The 14,498-nt window shown below is 68.8% G+C and carries 12 protein-coding genes; 6 read left to right on the top strand and 6 right to left on the bottom strand.

Translation table 11 applies throughout. From position 1 onward, the window contains the following. Positions 1-333: 333 nt before the first annotated feature. From AS029_RS15890 to AS029_RS15880, 3 genes are read left to right on the top strand one after another with little or no spacing between them, the layout of a single operon-like run. Positions 334-939 (top strand): TetR/AcrR family transcriptional regulator, encoded by a 606-nt coding sequence (locus AS029_RS15890; protein WP_058233573.1) that lies wholly within the window; start codon positions 334-336, stop codon positions 937-939. Continuing rightward, entirely contained in the window at positions 936-1,532 is a 597-nt protein-coding gene (locus AS029_RS15885) for a hypothetical protein (protein ID WP_058233572.1), read from the top strand. Before AS029_RS15890 ends, AS029_RS15885 begins: the two co-directional genes overlap by 4 nt. Then, entirely contained in the window at positions 1,529-3,466 is a 1,938-nt protein-coding gene (locus AS029_RS15880; protein WP_058233571.1) for a YhgE/Pip domain-containing protein, read from the top strand. The genes AS029_RS15885 and AS029_RS15880 overlap by 4 nt, the downstream gene beginning before the upstream one ends. A 151-nt stretch (positions 3,467-3,617) precedes the next feature. On the opposite strand, the gene AS029_RS15875 is transcribed toward AS029_RS15880, so the two are convergent. Further along, positions 3,618-4,991, bottom strand: coding sequence for a glycosyltransferase (locus tag AS029_RS15875; protein WP_058233570.1), 1,374 nt, complete (start codon positions 4,989-4,991; stop codon positions 3,618-3,620). A gap of 199 nt (positions 4,992-5,190) precedes the next feature. Here AS029_RS15875 and AS029_RS15870 point away from each other — a divergent pair, with 199 nt between their 5' ends. Together AS029_RS15870 and AS029_RS15865 are read left to right on the top strand one after the other, a co-directional pair. After that, complete coding sequence (locus AS029_RS15870) at positions 5,191-6,279, top strand: flavin monoamine oxidase family protein (protein ID WP_058233569.1); 1,089 nt, start codon at positions 5,191-5,193, stop codon at positions 6,277-6,279. Positions 6,280-6,463: 184 nt separating this feature from the next. Next, entirely contained in the window at positions 6,464-7,681 is a 1,218-nt protein-coding gene (locus AS029_RS15865) for an MFS transporter (RefSeq protein WP_139168160.1), read from the top strand. Positions 7,682-7,898: 217 nt separating this feature from the next. On the opposite strand, the gene AS029_RS17080 is transcribed toward AS029_RS15865, so the two are convergent. Genes AS029_RS17080 through AS029_RS15840 form a run of 5 tightly spaced genes read right to left on the bottom strand, consistent with a single transcriptional unit; the run spans position 7,899 to position 13,451 of the window. Then, positions 7,899-8,639, bottom strand: coding sequence for a cupin domain-containing protein (locus AS029_RS17080; protein WP_082642355.1), 741 nt, complete (start codon positions 8,637-8,639; stop codon positions 7,899-7,901). 3 nt (positions 8,640-8,642) lie between these two features. Beyond that, positions 8,643-10,055, bottom strand: coding sequence for an NAD-dependent succinate-semialdehyde dehydrogenase (locus AS029_RS15855; protein ID WP_058233567.1), 1,413 nt, complete (start codon positions 10,053-10,055; stop codon positions 8,643-8,645). 29 nt (positions 10,056-10,084) lie between these two features. Further along, on the bottom strand, positions 10,085-11,170 hold the full coding sequence (locus AS029_RS15850; RefSeq protein ID WP_058233566.1) for an isocitrate/isopropylmalate dehydrogenase family protein: 1,086 nt from the start codon (positions 11,168-11,170) through the stop codon (positions 10,085-10,087). A gap of 26 nt (positions 11,171-11,196) precedes the next feature. Further along, positions 11,197-12,540, bottom strand: a complete 1,344-nt coding sequence (locus AS029_RS15845) for a 2-hydroxycarboxylate transporter family protein (RefSeq protein ID WP_058233565.1) — start codon at positions 12,538-12,540, stop codon at positions 11,197-11,199. Then, positions 12,540-13,451 (bottom strand): amidohydrolase family protein, encoded by a 912-nt coding sequence (locus tag AS029_RS15840; RefSeq protein WP_058233564.1) that lies wholly within the window; start codon positions 13,449-13,451, stop codon positions 12,540-12,542. Before AS029_RS15840 ends, AS029_RS15845 begins: the two co-directional genes overlap by 1 nt. Positions 13,452-13,572: 121 nt before the next feature. Between AS029_RS15840 and AS029_RS15835 the strand changes: the two genes are divergently transcribed. Continuing rightward, positions 13,573-14,469, top strand: a complete 897-nt coding sequence (locus tag AS029_RS15835) for a GntR family transcriptional regulator (protein ID WP_074615979.1) — start codon at positions 13,573-13,575, stop codon at positions 14,467-14,469. Positions 14,470-14,498: the final 29 nt, after the last annotated feature.

Here is a 14,498-nt window from a genome sequence, read left to right as displayed (position 1 = left end):
GCGGCCCATGCCCGCCGAACGCGCACGCTCGGGTGCATACGCCGCAAGTCACCGCTCCCGCGCCCCGCGCGCCCACCCCGGGCCGGGAACACGACCGGCCCCGGCCCGTAAGTCGGTGACTTGCGCCTTATGCCCGCCGGAAGACGGCCGCCGCGTGCATAACCCGCGAGTCACCGGCCTCACCCGGCCACCCGCGCCTCCAAACGATGACTTGCGCCGCGTGCTCGAAAAAGCCCCTCCCCCGCGAACACTTCCCGCAAGTCACCGAGATAGCGGACGCAGGGGGTGATTAACTTGCACACTGGCGTGCAAGTTCGGCGTAGACTGATCCCCGTGAGCACCTCCACCCGCCGCGACGCCGTCGAGAACCGCGCCGGCATCCTAACCGCGGCCACCGCCGCCATCGGCCACGACCCGCGGGCGTCGATCGACTCGATCGCCCGCCGCGCCGGCCTCTCGCGCCGCGCCCTCTACGGCCACTTCGACGACCGCAACGCCATCGTGCGCGAGGTCATCGCCGCCGGCGCCGAGCGCTTCAACGCCATCGCCGCGGGCGTCGACGACGCCGACGCGCGCGTCGCGCTGGCCCGCCTCGCCTCCGAACTCTGGCGCGAAGCCGCGCACGTGCAGGCCGCCGCGGCCCTCGCGCTCGACGACGCCCACCTCGCCGAGACCTCCGCCGCCCTCGCGCCGCTCCGCCGCCGTATCGACCAGATCGTCCGCCGCGGGCAGGAGGCCGGAGAGCTGCGCACCGACCTCCCCGCCCCCACGCTGTCGCGCCTGCTCGAAGAGACCGGCCGCACGGTCGTCGCCCGCGTCGACGCCGAGAGCTCGACCGCACGCGCGATCGCGGTCTGCGCGGTGCTCGGGATCGCGGGGCTCTCCTGGACCGAGGCGCGCGCGCTGCTCGCCGAGCACCCCGACCTGGAGGCCTCGTGAAGATCGTCGTCGACGCCGTCGCCAAGGGCCGCAGCGCCCTGCCCGAGACCTCGACGGCGTTCGAGACCGGCCGCGCGAGCCTCGTCGTCGCCGAGACCGAGCAGCGTCCCACGGTGCTGGGCCTCGTGGCATCCGGTCGCATGAAGACCGATCGCGGCACCGTCACCATCGACGGACGGGTGGATGCCAAGACCCTGCGCCGCCGCATCGCCCTCGTCGACGCGCCCGTCGTGTCGGAACCCGAACCGAACGTCTCGGTCACCGGCGTCGTCGCCGAGGAGCTGATGTTCGCCGGTCACGCGCCCACCCCGTTCGCCGCCGCGCGGTGGCTGGAGGGCATCGGGCTCGACGCGATCGCCGGCCTGCCCATCGGCAACGTCGAGCCGTCTCTGCGCATCCGGCTGCTGCTCGAGCTCGCAGCTCTGCGCGCCGACGTCGAGGGGCTCGTGCTCGTCGCCCCCGATCGCCACGGCGGCGAACCGCTCGACTGGTGGCGGATCGCAGAGGAGTTCGCCGAGCGCGGCTACGCCGTGCTGGTGATCGCCGGACACGCCTCGCGCACCGCCATCGACGCCCGGGAGGTCGCGCGGTGAAGATCCCGCAGATGATCACGGCGGAGCTGCGCCGCCTCACGTCCACGCGCATGTCGGTGATCGCGCTGATCGCCCTGCTCGCCGTGCCGATCCTGTACGGCGGCCTCTACCTCTGGGCCAACCAAGACCCTTACGGCAACCTCTCCAGCGTCCCCGTGGCGCTCGTCGTCGACGATCGGGGCGCCGAGGTCAACGGGCAGCAGCGCAACCTCGGCGACGAGGCGGCCGAGCAGTTGCTCGAGAGCGACACGTTCGAATGGCACCGCGTCTCGTCCGACCAGGCCGACGCGGGCCTGCAGGCGGGCGACTTCGACTTCATCGTGACCCTGCCCGCCGACTTCACGGATGCCGTGGCCTCGCTGTCGAGCGACAGCCCACGCCAGGCCGACATCGAGCTGCGCACGAACGACGCGAACAACTACCTCGCCTCGACGATCGGCACGCAGGCGGTGGCGCGGATCCAGGCATCCGTCGCACAGAAGGTCATCGACGAAGCGGGGCTCACCCTGCTCGACGCCCTGCACACGATCCGCCTGAAACTCGTGGATGCCACTTCCGGGGCGACCCAGCTCGTCGATGCACTGGCGACGGCGAAGGACGGCTCCGCGCAGCTCGCGAGCGGCTCGGCGACCCTCGCCGACGGCGCGTCGCAGCTGGCCGACGGCACCGCGCAGCTCTCGGCCGGCGCGAACCAGCTGCGCAACGGCACCGCGCAGCTGCGCGACGGCTCCGCGCAGGTCGCGGCTGGCGCTCAACAGGTCGCCGGCGGCGTGGACCGCATCGACGCCGCGGCCGAGCGCGTCGGATCCGCGGCCGGCGAAGCCGCCTCCCTGCTGCCCCAGGCGCGCGCCGACATCGCGCAGGCCCTGACCGACGCCGGCCTCGACCAGGCGCGCGTCGACGAGGTCCTCACCCGGCTCGACCCGGTGGGCGACCGCCTCGCCGCCGCGAACCAGCGCGTGCAGGACACCGTCACCCAGATCGACCAGCTCGACGCGGGAGCCCGGCAGGTCGCCGCGGGCAGCGCGAGCGTCGCAACCGGCGCGGCGAGCGCGGCCGACGGGGCCTCGGCCCTCGCCGACGGCGCGGGCACCGCGGCATCCGGCGCCGCGCAGCTACGCGACGGCTCCGCGCAGCTGCGCGACGGCGCCGCACAGCTCGACGGCGGCATCGGCCAGCTCTCGACGGGGGCGACGCAACTGCGCGACGGGCTCGCCGCGGGTGTCGAGCAGATCCCCGACTCCGACGATGCGACCCGGCAGGTCCAGGCCCAGGCGATCTCCGACCCGGTCGCGGTCGGCACGAGCGCCGTGACGAAGGCGCAGAACTACGGCGCCGGTCTCGCCCCGTTCTTCGCCGCCCTGGCGGGCTGGATCGGCATCTACGCGCTGTTCCTCATCGTCAAGCCCGTCTCGAAGCGCGCGATCACGGCGCTGCGGTCTCCCGTGCGCGTGACTCTCGCGGGCTGGCTGACCCCGGCGGGGCTCGGCGCCCTGCAGATGGTGGGGCTGTTCACGGTGCTCGCGATCGCGCTGCAGTTCTCGTTCGCGAATCCGGCGGCGGCTCTCGGCATCCTGCTCTTCGCCTCGGCGACGTACGCGGCGATCGTGCTCGCTCTGAACGTGTGGCTCGGCTCCGTGGGGCAGTTCCTGGGGCTCGTCCTGATGGTGCTGCAGCTCGTCACCGCGGGCGGCACCTTCCCGTGGCAGACGCTTCCCGCGCCGCTGGCGGCGCTTCATCACGTGCTCCCGATGGGATACGTGGTGGACGCCATGCGGCAGGTCATGTACGGCGGCGACGTCTCGCGCGTCGGGTCCGACCTGCTGGTGCTGGGCGCGTGGATGGTCGGCGGCGTGCTGGTGGCGGCGATCGGCGTGACGCGCATGACGCACCACCGCACGCTGAAGGACCTGCAGCCGAGCCTGATCGGCTGACGCGGGTCCCGGTGGCTTCGACGGGCTCAGCCACCCCACCCCGGGTCTCTGAGCCTGTCGAAGGGACCGTACCCCGCGCCGGGGCTTCGACAGGCTCAGCCACCTCGCGCAGCGGTCCCTGAGCCTGTCGAAGGGACCGCGACCCGCGCACTCAGCCGGCGGCGCGCCGCCTCGCCGGGCGCGAGACGACGTCGTGGAGCAGACGCGCGAACGCCTCGCCCACCGCCTCCGGACTCAGTCGGCGAGCCTGCTCGAGCGCACGCTGCGACATCTCGGCCCGCGCGCCCTCGTCGAGCAGCACCTCGAGCAGTGCGTCCGCAAGAGCATCCGTGTCGCCCGGAGCGACGAGGATGCCGCCGTCGCCCACGTAATCGCGGGGTCCGTAGCACACGTCGAACGCGACGACCGGGAGACCACTCGCCAGCGACTCCCCGATGGCGAGGTTCTGTCCCTCGAACGCGCTGGTGCACAGGAACACCGTCGAGATGGCCATGGCCTCCCGAACGTGGTCGGAGTACCCGTGCAGGTGCACGCTCTGCGTCAGGCCTGCCTCTCTGATCTGATCCTCCAGCCGGCTGCGCAGGGGGCCGTCGCCGTAGATGCGCAGATGCGCATCGGGTACGGCCTCCCGCACGCGGGGCCACGCCGAGATGGCGGCATCCACCCGTTTCTGGTCGACGAGCCGGTTCACCATGAGCACGTCCCGGATCCTCCGCGGGCGGGGGCGGATTCCGGGGGCGGCGATGACGGGGGTGGGGATGGCCACGGATGCCGCATCGGCGCCGAACCGTTCGGCCACGTCGTGCTTCTGCGAGGCGGTGGGCCAGATGACGGCGTCGAAGTGTTCCCGCAGGGCGAGCCATCGGCGCCACCCGTCATCGCGCAGCTCCGAGGAGGACCGACAGGGCTCGGTGAGGTGCGAGTTGTGGACCGTGTGCACGATGCGCACGTGGGGGTCGGCCCAGTCGGCGATCAGCTCGCCGATCTGCTTGGACTCGCAGATGACGACGATGCAGCGATCCGGGTCGCCGGCGCGCTCGCGGAGCTGGCCCACCACGCGCGTCAGCCACACGCGGTAGAGCTCTCGGAAGCCGGCCACGGTGCGGGTGCCGGTCTCACCCGGCACCACCACCGAGGCCGTCGTCAGGTGCCAGGCCGGATCGTCCGCGATGACGGGGAGGAAGAGCACCTCGCGTCCCTCGTCGTCCTCGATCGCGCGATACGCGTGGGCGGGGTCGGCGCGCCCCACGCGGGCCTGCGCGAAGAGCCACGTCGGGTCGAGGCGGATCTCCTCGAAGAGGTTTCGGATCTCGACGTCGAGATGGGGCGCGGCGAATGCACGTCGACCGTCCCTCGCGTGATCGTCGGCTCGGCCGGTGTCGAAGGTGAGCAGGAGGGGGCGCTCGACGCCGAGCGAGGCGAGCAGCCGGAGGCGGGAGGCGACGGCGACCGCATACCCCCCGTCGCGCTCGGGCGCGAAGCGGCTCGAGAGCACGACGAAATCGGCGTCGGGGGGCGCGGGCATGGTCGAATCCTCATCGGGAGCACATAATAGGACCCTCATCGTGTCTATGCGGGGGCTGTGCGTCACCGGCATTGACGGCGGGGCCCGTCTGCTGCACGGGGCGGACGACGGACCCCAGGGCGGATGGGATGTCCCGCGTGGTCGTCGCAGGCCACGGCGCGGGTTACCGTCGAAGCTCCACTTCGCGACGGGAGTCCTCTTGCGCACCCAGGTCATCATCATCGGCGGCGGCGTAGCCGGCCTGAACGTCGCTCGCATCCTCACCGAGGCCGAGATCCCCTTCGTGCTGCTGGAGGCACGGGACCGCCTCGGGGGGCGGGTCGACACCGTCGACGGGTGCGATCTCGGCCCGTCGTGGTTCTGGCCCGCGATGCAGCCGGCCATCGGAGCCCTCGTCGACGACCTGTCGCTGCCGGCCTTCACGCAGAGCAGCGCCGGTGATGTCGTCTTCGAGCGGATGTCGCGCGAACCGGCGCAGCGGTACTCGGGCACCGGGCAGAGCTCGCAGTCGCTGCGCTTCAGCGGCGGTGCTGCTTCCCTCGTGGACGCTCTGCGCCGTTCCGTTCCCGACACCGCGATCCGCCTGGGCGCCGCGGCACGCGAGGTGGAGCTGTCGACGGACGGAGTGCGAGTGGCGTACGGCGAGGGCGAGGCCGCGGGCGTCGTGCAGGCCGAGCGCGTCGTCATCGCCCTGCCGCCGCGCCTCGCCGCGGCGACGGTCTCGTTCTCCCCGCCTCTCGCCGACGAGACCGCGGCGCTGTGGCGCTCCACTCCGACGTGGATGGCGGCGCAGGCGAAGTTCTTCGCCACCTACGACGAGGCGTTCTGGCTGGATGCCGGTCTGTCGGGCACCGCACAGAGCATGGTGGGTCCGATGCTCGAGATGCACGATGCCACCACCGCCGACGGACGGCCCGCCCTCTTCGGGTTCCTCGGCGTGGGGCCGACCGAACGCTCGCTCATCGGCGAGACGGCCCTTACGCAGGCGTGCCTCGCGCAGTTCGCCCGCATCTTCGGGGAGGCGGCGATGACCCCGGTGAACACGATCCTGAGGGACTGGGCCGCGGAACCGCTCACCTGTACATCCGACGACCTGATCTCGGGCGGCCACCCCTCACCCGCCGACCGGTGGGTTCACGGCGCCTGGGCGGACCGGCTGTTCACCGCCGGAAGCGAGACGAGCTCTCACGAGGGCGGGTATCTGGCCGGTGCGATCGAAGCGTCGGAGCACGCCGCTCGCGCGATCGCGCAGTCACTGGCCGACCGCGACGGGAGCCTCCGACCGTGACACGTCGGATCGACCACCTCGTCCTCGCCGTCCACGATCTCGCCGCGGCGGCGCACTTCTACGTGTCGCCGGGCGCGCACATGGTGACATCGCCAGAGGTCAGGGTGGCCCGCTGCTCGGCGGCGAGGCTGACGCACCGCTGCGGGCGTCGCCGCCGACGCTGCGCCTCACCGACAATGGCCACGTGAGTGAATGGCAAGAGGGAGCGCGGGGCAGCAGGCGCGCTCTGAGCCGGATGGTCGTGGCGCAGCTGCTGGGGTCGACGGTGGACGGCGTCGCGGTGTCGTTGGCGGTGTTGTACTTCCACGAGTCCGTCGGCATCCCGGAAGTCACGATCGGTCTGATACTGGCAGCCGGCGCGGCAGCCTCTCTTGTACTGGCCACACCCCTCGGGGTCATTGCGGACCGCATCGGTCTGCACCGGATGGGAATGGCGCTCTCGGCCCTGTCTGCGCTCGCGCTGGGTACGTACGCCCTCGCGAGCAACGTTCCGACTTTCATGGCGGGGGCCATGTGCTTCTTCGTCGCTCAGGTCTCCCTGAACGCGATACGACAGGGCATCGTGGCGGCCCAAGCGGATCCCGCACGGAGGATCCGCACGCGGGCGATCATCTACACCATGCAGAACGCGGGCCTCGGTCTCGGCACGGTTGTCGGTGTTCTCGTCGTGGCGTTGAACCTCACGGAGTACGCCCCGTGGGCTTTCGCCACCGCTGCTCTCGTGGCACTTGTCGCGGGCGCCACCTTCATCGGTCTGCCGGCGGCGCCTACCACACCCGTCTTGAGGGCGGGACCTCGCCTCACTGCCCTGCGCGACGGCCGTTTCATGCTGGTCACGGGGCTGTCGGTCATTCTGTTCGTCGCCATGCCGCTGCTCAGCGTGCTTCTGCCGCTCTGGGTATCCACGCGAACGGCGAGCCCCTCGTGGCTGGCCGCAGCCGGGCTCGCTTTGAACACTGTTCTGATCGTGCTCTTCCAGACGACGATCGCGTCACGACTCCGCTCGGACAACGACGCTTCTCGCTTCGCCTGGATCGGCGGAATCGCCAACTTCGCGGCATGCGTCCTGATCGGGTCAGCGTCGCTGGGCACACCGCTGACCTCGTCGCTCATCGTGCTCGTGGGGATCATGGCGCTGACGGCGGGAGAGATGTTCGGAGGGCTGGCTGCCTGGCATCTCGCCTTCCACCACTCCCCGCCAGAGCTGCAGGGTCAGTACCAAGGCACTTTCTCCACCGCGTACTCCCTCGCCCGCATCATCGGTCCCGGTGCCGCGCTCCCCCTCGTCCTCGGCACCGGCGTCACGGGGTGGGTCATTCTCGGTCTCGCCTTCGCGGTCGCATGCGGAGGCTTGACCGTCATCGGCCGCCGCCCGCCCCCAACCATCGCGAAGGATTCGTGAGGGCATTCCGCCGCGCGCATCCTGGAGGGACCCTGCTCCCGACGCGTGAAGCGGTGACGATCGTGACGAGAGGGCAGTGGGCTCACGTGACGACGAGCACCACGGTCGCATCATGCTCTCACCGGCGCATCCCGGCGAGCTCGACCGATCTCGAGTTCGACAGGATGCGCCGGCTCGCAGGCTCCGGGGCGTGACGCACGTCCGGAGATCCGCTCGCTCAGAAAGCAGTGATGACGTTGCGAAGGTGTTCGACGTGCGGCGGCCCATCGAGATGGGGTCCGATGAGGGCGCGCCAGGTTGCGAAAGCGGGCGAGTTGCGGAAGAGGTCGACGTGATCTTCTACGCTTTCCCAACCGACGAAGAGGCGATACATCGTCGGTTCCTCCTCGGAGGACTCCAACCGAAACGTTCTCGCCCCGGGCGCCTGCTGGAAAAGCGGCGCGGCCGTCGCGACGGCATGCTCGAACTCCTTCTCATGCCCGGGCAAGACCGTGATGGTTGCCATCTCCGTGACGATCCTGGTCGAGGAAGCGCCCGTATCCGCCGACTCCGCGTCGACACGCCCGTGCTCCCCCGACTCGGTCAGCGTGCGCGTCGCGTCGAGTGAGCCGTACGTCCAAAGGATGCGCATCTCCTCCGTGGTAGAGGCGTTTTCGAAGTGGTGCGGGATGTTGGCGGGGACGAACGTCGTGTCGAAGGTGTTCAGCGCGGTGCGTTCGCCGTTGATGTCGACGATCGCGTTGCCCTCGATGACCATGACGGACTCGGCGACGTTGTGGATGTGGTGGCCGATCGCCGCGCCGGGCTCGAAGATGGTGACGCCGTTGAGGTAGGTGGTTCCTCCCCGCGCGGCTGTCACCAGGGGGACGGTTTTGGCTCCGCCCCCGCGGTTCTTCGACGGCAACTCGTCGGGACGGAAAACATGGGTCGGTTGAGAAGTGATGCCGGCGACGCTCATCGATTACTCGCCGATCTTTTCGCCCGTAGTGGGGGCAGCGGCTTTTGCGGGGCCGATCCACACGGTCTTGATGTTGACGAACTCGCGGAGACCGTAGTCGCCGAGCTCGCGACCGTACCCGGACGCCTTGATACCGCCGAAAGGCAGTCGGGCGTCCGAGGCGACCATGCCGTTGACGAAGACGGCGCCGGCGTCGATCTGCCTGGTCAGACGCCGGGCGAGATCCAGGTCCTGCGTCCAAAGGGCGGCGCCGAGTCCGTACTCGGTGTCGTTCGCCAGCTCGATCGCGTGGTCGACGTCGCGCGCGCGAATGATGGCCGCGACGGGTCCGAAGGTTTCTTCGTCGAAGGCGGTGTCGCCGGGTTCGACCTGATCGATGACCGTCGGCGGGTAGTAGAACCCGGGGCCGTCCAGGGGCGCGCCGCCGAGCTTGAGGACGGTTCTGCCGTTCTCCAGGGTGCGAAGCACCTGCTGGTGGAGCTCGTCGCGGAGGTTGCCGCGCGCCATGGGTCCGATATTGGTGTCGTCTTCAGTCGGGTCGCCGACCTTCAGCGCTGATACGTGGTCCACGAAGGCCGCCACGAATTCATCTGCCACCGATTCCTGAACGATGAATCGCTTGGCGTTGACGCAGCTCTGGCCGACGTTCGTGAATCGGGCTTTGACGGCGACCTTCGCCGCTTCTTGAATGTCGGCGTCGGCGAGGACGATGAAAGGGTCGGAGCCGCCGAGTTCCAGCACCTGCTTCTTCAGAGCCTTGCCTGCCTGGGAGGCGACGATGCGGCCCACCTGGGTCGAGCCGGTGAGGGTGACGGCGGCGACGCGGTCGTCGTCGATGAGAGCGGCGACGTCCTTGGCGTCGATGATGAGGGTCGTGCACAGCCCCTCGGGGGCGCCGGCACGGCGCACGATGTCTTCGACTGCCAGAGCCGACTGGGGCACGTTGTTGGCGTGCTTGAGGAGCGGTGCGTTGCCTGCGGCCAGGGCCGGGGCGGCGAAGCGGAAGAACTGCCAGAACGGGTAGTTCCAGGGCATGATCGCGAGGACCACCCCGAGCGGGTCGAAGACGATCGCGCTTTCGCTTGCGTTGGAGGCGACGCGTTCGTTGGCCAGGAACTTGGGCGCGTGCTCGGCGTAGTAGTCGAGCGTGACGGCGCACTTCTCGATCTCTGCCCGCGATTCGGCGATGGGCTTGCCCATCTCGGCGGTGATGACCTGCGCGTACTCCTCTTTGCCCTCGCGGAGCACTTCGGCGATGCGGGTCAGGAGGGCGGTGCGATCGGCGATGTCCGTGCGACGCCATTCACGTTGCGCGCGTGCGGCCGCCTCGAGCTTGTGCTCCACCTGTTCGGGTGTGTCGATCTCGAAGGTGGCGATGGTCTGTTCGGTCGCAGGGTTCACGGAGGTGATAGCCATGGGAGTCCTTTCAGGTCGGCGCGAGTGATTCAGACGGTGGCCGGCTGCGCCAGCGCCGCCTCGAGCCGATGGGCGACGGCATCGGTGAAGTCGACCGTGCCGAGCGTGCCGCCGATGTCACGCGTGCGGGTCGAGAGGTCGTCGAGGGTGGCCTCGACGGCGGTCTCGAGCGCTGCGGCAGCGCGAATCAGGTCGTCGCGTCCGTCGCGGCGACCACGCCAATCCAGAAGCATCGCGGCGGAGAGGATGAGGGAGGTCGGGTTCGCGACGCCCTTCCCGGCGATGTCGGGTGCCGAGCCGTGCTGCGCCTGGGCGACGGCGATGTCGTAGCCGACGTTCAGAGAGCCGCCGAGGCCGAGGCTTCCGGAGAGTTCGGAGGCCTCGTCGGAGAGGATGTCGCCGAACATGTTCGTGGTGACGATGACGTCGAACTGCTCGGGACGCTTGATGAGTGCGGCGGCGGCGGCGTCGACGATGAGCTCGTTGAGCTCGACGTCGGGGTAGTCCGCGGCGACCTTGCGCACTTCGCGCAGGAAGAGACCGTCGCTGAGCTTGACGACGTTGGCCTTGTGGACGGCGGTGACCTTCTTGTTGCGGCCTTTCGCGAGTTCGAATGCGGCGCGGGCGACTCGCTCGGAGGCGGCGGCGGTGATCTTGCGGATGCTGAAGGCGCTGTTCTCGTCGGGCATGAACTCTCCCGACCCGGCGAACATGTTGCGGTCGGAGTAGAAGCCTTCGGTGTTCTCCCGGACGATGATGAGGTCCATGGGGGTACGCAGGATGCTGAGGTCCTCGCGAGAGCGGCAGGGCCGGACGTTCGCGAAAAGCTCGAACTGCACGCGAAGCTCGGCAGAGGGGTTGTAGCCGCCTTCGGCCTTCGTCGGGTAGTCGTAGTGCGAGACCGGTCCGAGGATGACGCCGTCGACTTCCGGGATGCGCGTCAGGACGGTCTCCGGGAGTGTGGTGCCCTGATCGGCGAGGCTCTTGAGACCGATGTCGGCGGTCTCGACGTGCAGGCCGAGGTCGAGGGCGTCGTCGACGATGGTGAGCACCCGCAGGGTGGAGTCGGTGATCTCGGGGCCGATGCCGTCGCCCGGGAGTACGAGGATGTCCATGGTGTGTGCCTTTCGTGAGGTGGCGGTCAGGCGCCGATGAATGCGTAGAGGATGAGGGCGGCTGCGACGGTGAGTCCGCCGCCGATGCGGGTGGCGATCTGGGCGAACGGCATGAGCTGCATGCGGTTGCTGGCGGTGAGGATGGCGATGTCGCCGGCGCCGCCCATTCCGCTGTGGGTGGCGGTGACGATTGCCGCCTCGATGGGGTAGAGCTTCACGAGTCGGGAGGCCAGGAACCCGCCTGCGACCATCCCGGTGACCGTGAGAACGATTGTCACGAGGTTGGCGGGCGCGAAACCCTGGATGAGGCTTTCCCACGGCGTCAGCGTGAGGCTGAAGGTGAACAGGATGGGGAACGCACATGCCGTGATGGCGAACTGGTAGACGATCTTGGAGCCGGCTTTGATGCGCGGGGAGACCAGATGGGCGAGGGTGAGCCCCACGGCGAGGAAGAGCATCACCACGGGCGCCGGCCACGACAGGATCTCGTGAGCGAGGACGCCGACGAGGTAGAGCGAGACGGCGACCATGCCCGCGGCTGCGACGGCCTTCACCATGTCTTTGCCGGTGAGCTTCACGGAATCGGCGTCGGAGTCGATGTCGATCTTGTGGGGGGCGAGCTCTCCGTTTCCGGTCAGGCGGGGGATGCGCTTCCCGATGAAGCTCAACAGGCCGGACAGGATGACGGCGGTGAGGTTGCCGACCATGATGGCGGGGAGAACTCGGGCGAGCAGCTCTCCCTGGTCGGCTCCCGTGATCTGGGAGTACCCGAGGGTGAGGGGAATGGCGCCTTCGCCGACGCCGCCGGCCATGATCGGGACGAGGATGTAGAAGAAGGTGTCGTGGGCGCCGATACCGAAAAGCAGCCCCGAGAGCATTCCGACCCCGGTTGCGAGGAGTGTGCCTGCGATGAGGGGGATGAAGATCTTCACGAACCCCTTGATGAGGATCGATCGGTCCATGCTGAGGATGCTTCCCACGATCACGGCCGCGATGAAGAGGTTGAGCACCTTCGTGTCGTTGAAGAAGTCTCCGACGGCGGTGACCATCGGCTCGGGGATCCAGCCGAGGAAGCCCAGCAGCGACGGGAGGAAGGTGACGAGAATGGCGCCACCGCCGATCTGACGCAGCAGGGGCAGGCGGTTGCCGATCTCCCCGAGGGTGAAGGCGAAGACCGCGGCGATGGCAATGACGAAGGCCAGCTCGGTTCCGATCCCGTCGATCAGGGAGAACACGACCATCAGCGCGATGAGCAGGATGTAGATCGGCAGCGGGATGATGCCCACGTCGAAATCCATCAGCTTCCACCAGGCGCGACGCCAGCGGGGGATGTCTTGAGCCGTCTTCGGCTTCTGGGTGGTGTGAGACATCATTGTCCTTTCAGAGGTGCTGTCGCGTCGGCAGGCGCGAAGTTGTAGAGCCGTTCGGCGTTTTCCGTGAGGACGGCACGCTCGGCGGATGCGTCCGCGATCCAGCGGCGCAGCGCGTTCAGATCGGCGGCGCTGTCGACGGAGCGGAAGGGCTCGATGTCGTAGGGGCCGCGTGCTTTGCGGTCTGTGCCGCCACCGGTATGCGGCCAGTCCGAACCCCAGACAAGACGGTCTGTGCGCACCTCGAGCAGATGACGCACGACGCCAGGAAGAACCGCCTCGGTATCGGCCTTCCGACCGACTCGATAGTCGGCGGAGAGCTTCACCCACACATGGCCCAGACCGAGTAGTTCCGCTACGGGCAGGAGTCCGGTGACGCTGTCGTCGCCGTGCGCATGAACCCCGCCGTAGTGATCCAGCAATATCGGCACGGGCGAACGCGCAATGACATCGCTTGCCTGGCCGATGGAGACTGCACTGGCGAAGATTTCAACGAACAGGTCGTGGCGTGCGGCGACATGGAGGACGTCGGCGAGCTGCGCGGCGATGTCCTCCCGGTTCCCATCCGGGTTGGAGCGCACATTCAGCCGGAGCCCCACAACGCCGGCAGCCTTCAGAATGTCGATGTCGGAGGGAGTGGTGCTCTCGTCGATGACGGCGACAGCGCGCGCATCGGACCCGAACTCATTGAGGGCGTCGAGGAGCGTTGCGTTGTCCGCACCGTAAACGCTGGGCTGGACGAGAACGACCCGCGCTGCATCGACGCGGCGCAGGTGATCCCGCAGGTGAGACACCGTCGCCTCGGCGGGGGTGTAGTTCCGCGGGGAAGCGTACGGAAAGCGCGCCGGGTCGAAAACGTGCACGTGCGTGTCGATGGCGTCTCCGCGGCCGTGCGCCTCGATCTCAGGCATAGCTTCCTCGCTTGCTGTGGTGGGGAGTGACGCGGTAAAGCTACGCTCACTTTCGGTCCTTTGCAAGCCTAAAATACCATTAGCGGTCGACTCTGGTACCGGGTGTGTCAAACTCATGCGCATGAGCGCAGAGCTGACGACCGCCTCGACGAGCCAGGGCACGGACACGGCTCTCGTAGACCAGATCTGCGCCGCGATCCTTCGTTTCGTTCATGACGAGGGACTGGCGCAGGGGACCCGGCTCACCGAGCGTGCGCTAGCGGAGCGCTTCAAGGTCTCGCGTTCGCCTGTGCGCCGCGCATTGCAGCGCCTCCTGGATGAGGGCTACGTCGACAGAACGGAGACCGGCCGCTATCAGGTGGCCACCACCCCCGATCTTCCGACGATCACGGCCGTGGAAGCGGGCGACGACGCATACGACCGCATCGTCGAGGACCACCTCGAGGGCCACCTGCCGGATCGGGTGTCGGAGTCTGCACTCGCTCGGCGGTACGGCCTCAGCCGGGGGCAAGTGAATCGCCTGACTCGCCGCATTTCCAACGAGGGCTGGGCGGTTTCGCTCCCAGGTCACGGCTGGGAATTCCTCCCCGTCCTGAAATCCATGCGTTCGTACCAGGACAGCTACCGCTTCCGCCTGATGGTGGAACCCCGAGCGATCCTGGAGCCGACGTTCGAGCTGAACCGGGCCGAACTCATCCGGCGACGAGAGGAACAGCAGGCGCTCGTGGATGGGCGCGTCTACGACGTGTCGCCTTCGGAGATCTTCGAGCTGAACACCCGCCTGCACGGCACGATCGCGGAGTGCAGCGGAAACTCGTTCATCGTCGAAAGCCTGGACCGGATCAACAAGCTTCGACGGCTGATCGAGTACCGCCAGGCACTCAACCCCGACCGCGCCATCGTCCGCTGCAACGAGCACGTCACCCTGGTCGGCCTCTTGCTCGCGGACCGGAGGCTGGACGCCAGTGACTTCCTCCGCGAGCACCTGACCACCGTGGCAGCGGAGAAGACAACCTGAGCTGAAAGCAGCGCGCAGCGAAAGCCGGG

Origin of the sequence: Microbacterium enclense (genome assembly GCF_001456955.1) — a bacterium.
In the GTDB taxonomy this organism is placed as follows: domain Bacteria; phylum Actinomycetota; class Actinomycetes; order Actinomycetales; family Microbacteriaceae; genus Microbacterium; species Microbacterium enclense.
This window is presented reverse-complemented; position numbering and strand designations above follow the sequence as displayed.

What these genes read in the sequence shown, in the direction of transcription:
- AS029_RS15875 (WP_058233570.1), bottom strand. Translation starts at nt 4,991, where the DNA reads ATGCCCGCGCCCCCCGACGCCGATTTCGTCGTGCTCTCGAGCCGCTTC.
- AS029_RS17080 (WP_082642355.1), bottom strand. Translation starts at nt 8,639, where the DNA reads ATGAGCGTCGCCGGCATCACTTCTCAACCGACCCATGTTTTCCGTCCC.
- AS029_RS15855 (WP_058233567.1), bottom strand. Translation starts at nt 10,055, where the DNA reads ATGGCTATCACCTCCGTGAACCCTGCGACCGAACAGACCATCGCCACC.
- AS029_RS15850 (WP_058233566.1), bottom strand. Translation starts at nt 11,170, where the DNA reads ATGGACATCCTCGTACTCCCGGGCGACGGCATCGGCCCCGAGATCACC.
- AS029_RS15845 (WP_058233565.1), bottom strand. Translation starts at nt 12,540, where the DNA reads ATGTCTCACACCACCCAGAAGCCGAAGACGGCTCAAGACATCCCCCGC.
- AS029_RS15840 (WP_058233564.1), bottom strand. Translation starts at nt 13,451, where the DNA reads ATGCCTGAGATCGAGGCGCACGGCCGCGGAGACGCCATCGACACGCAC.
- AS029_RS15835 (WP_074615979.1), top strand. Translation starts at nt 13,573, where the DNA reads ATGAGCGCAGAGCTGACGACCGCCTCGACGAGCCAGGGCACGGACACG.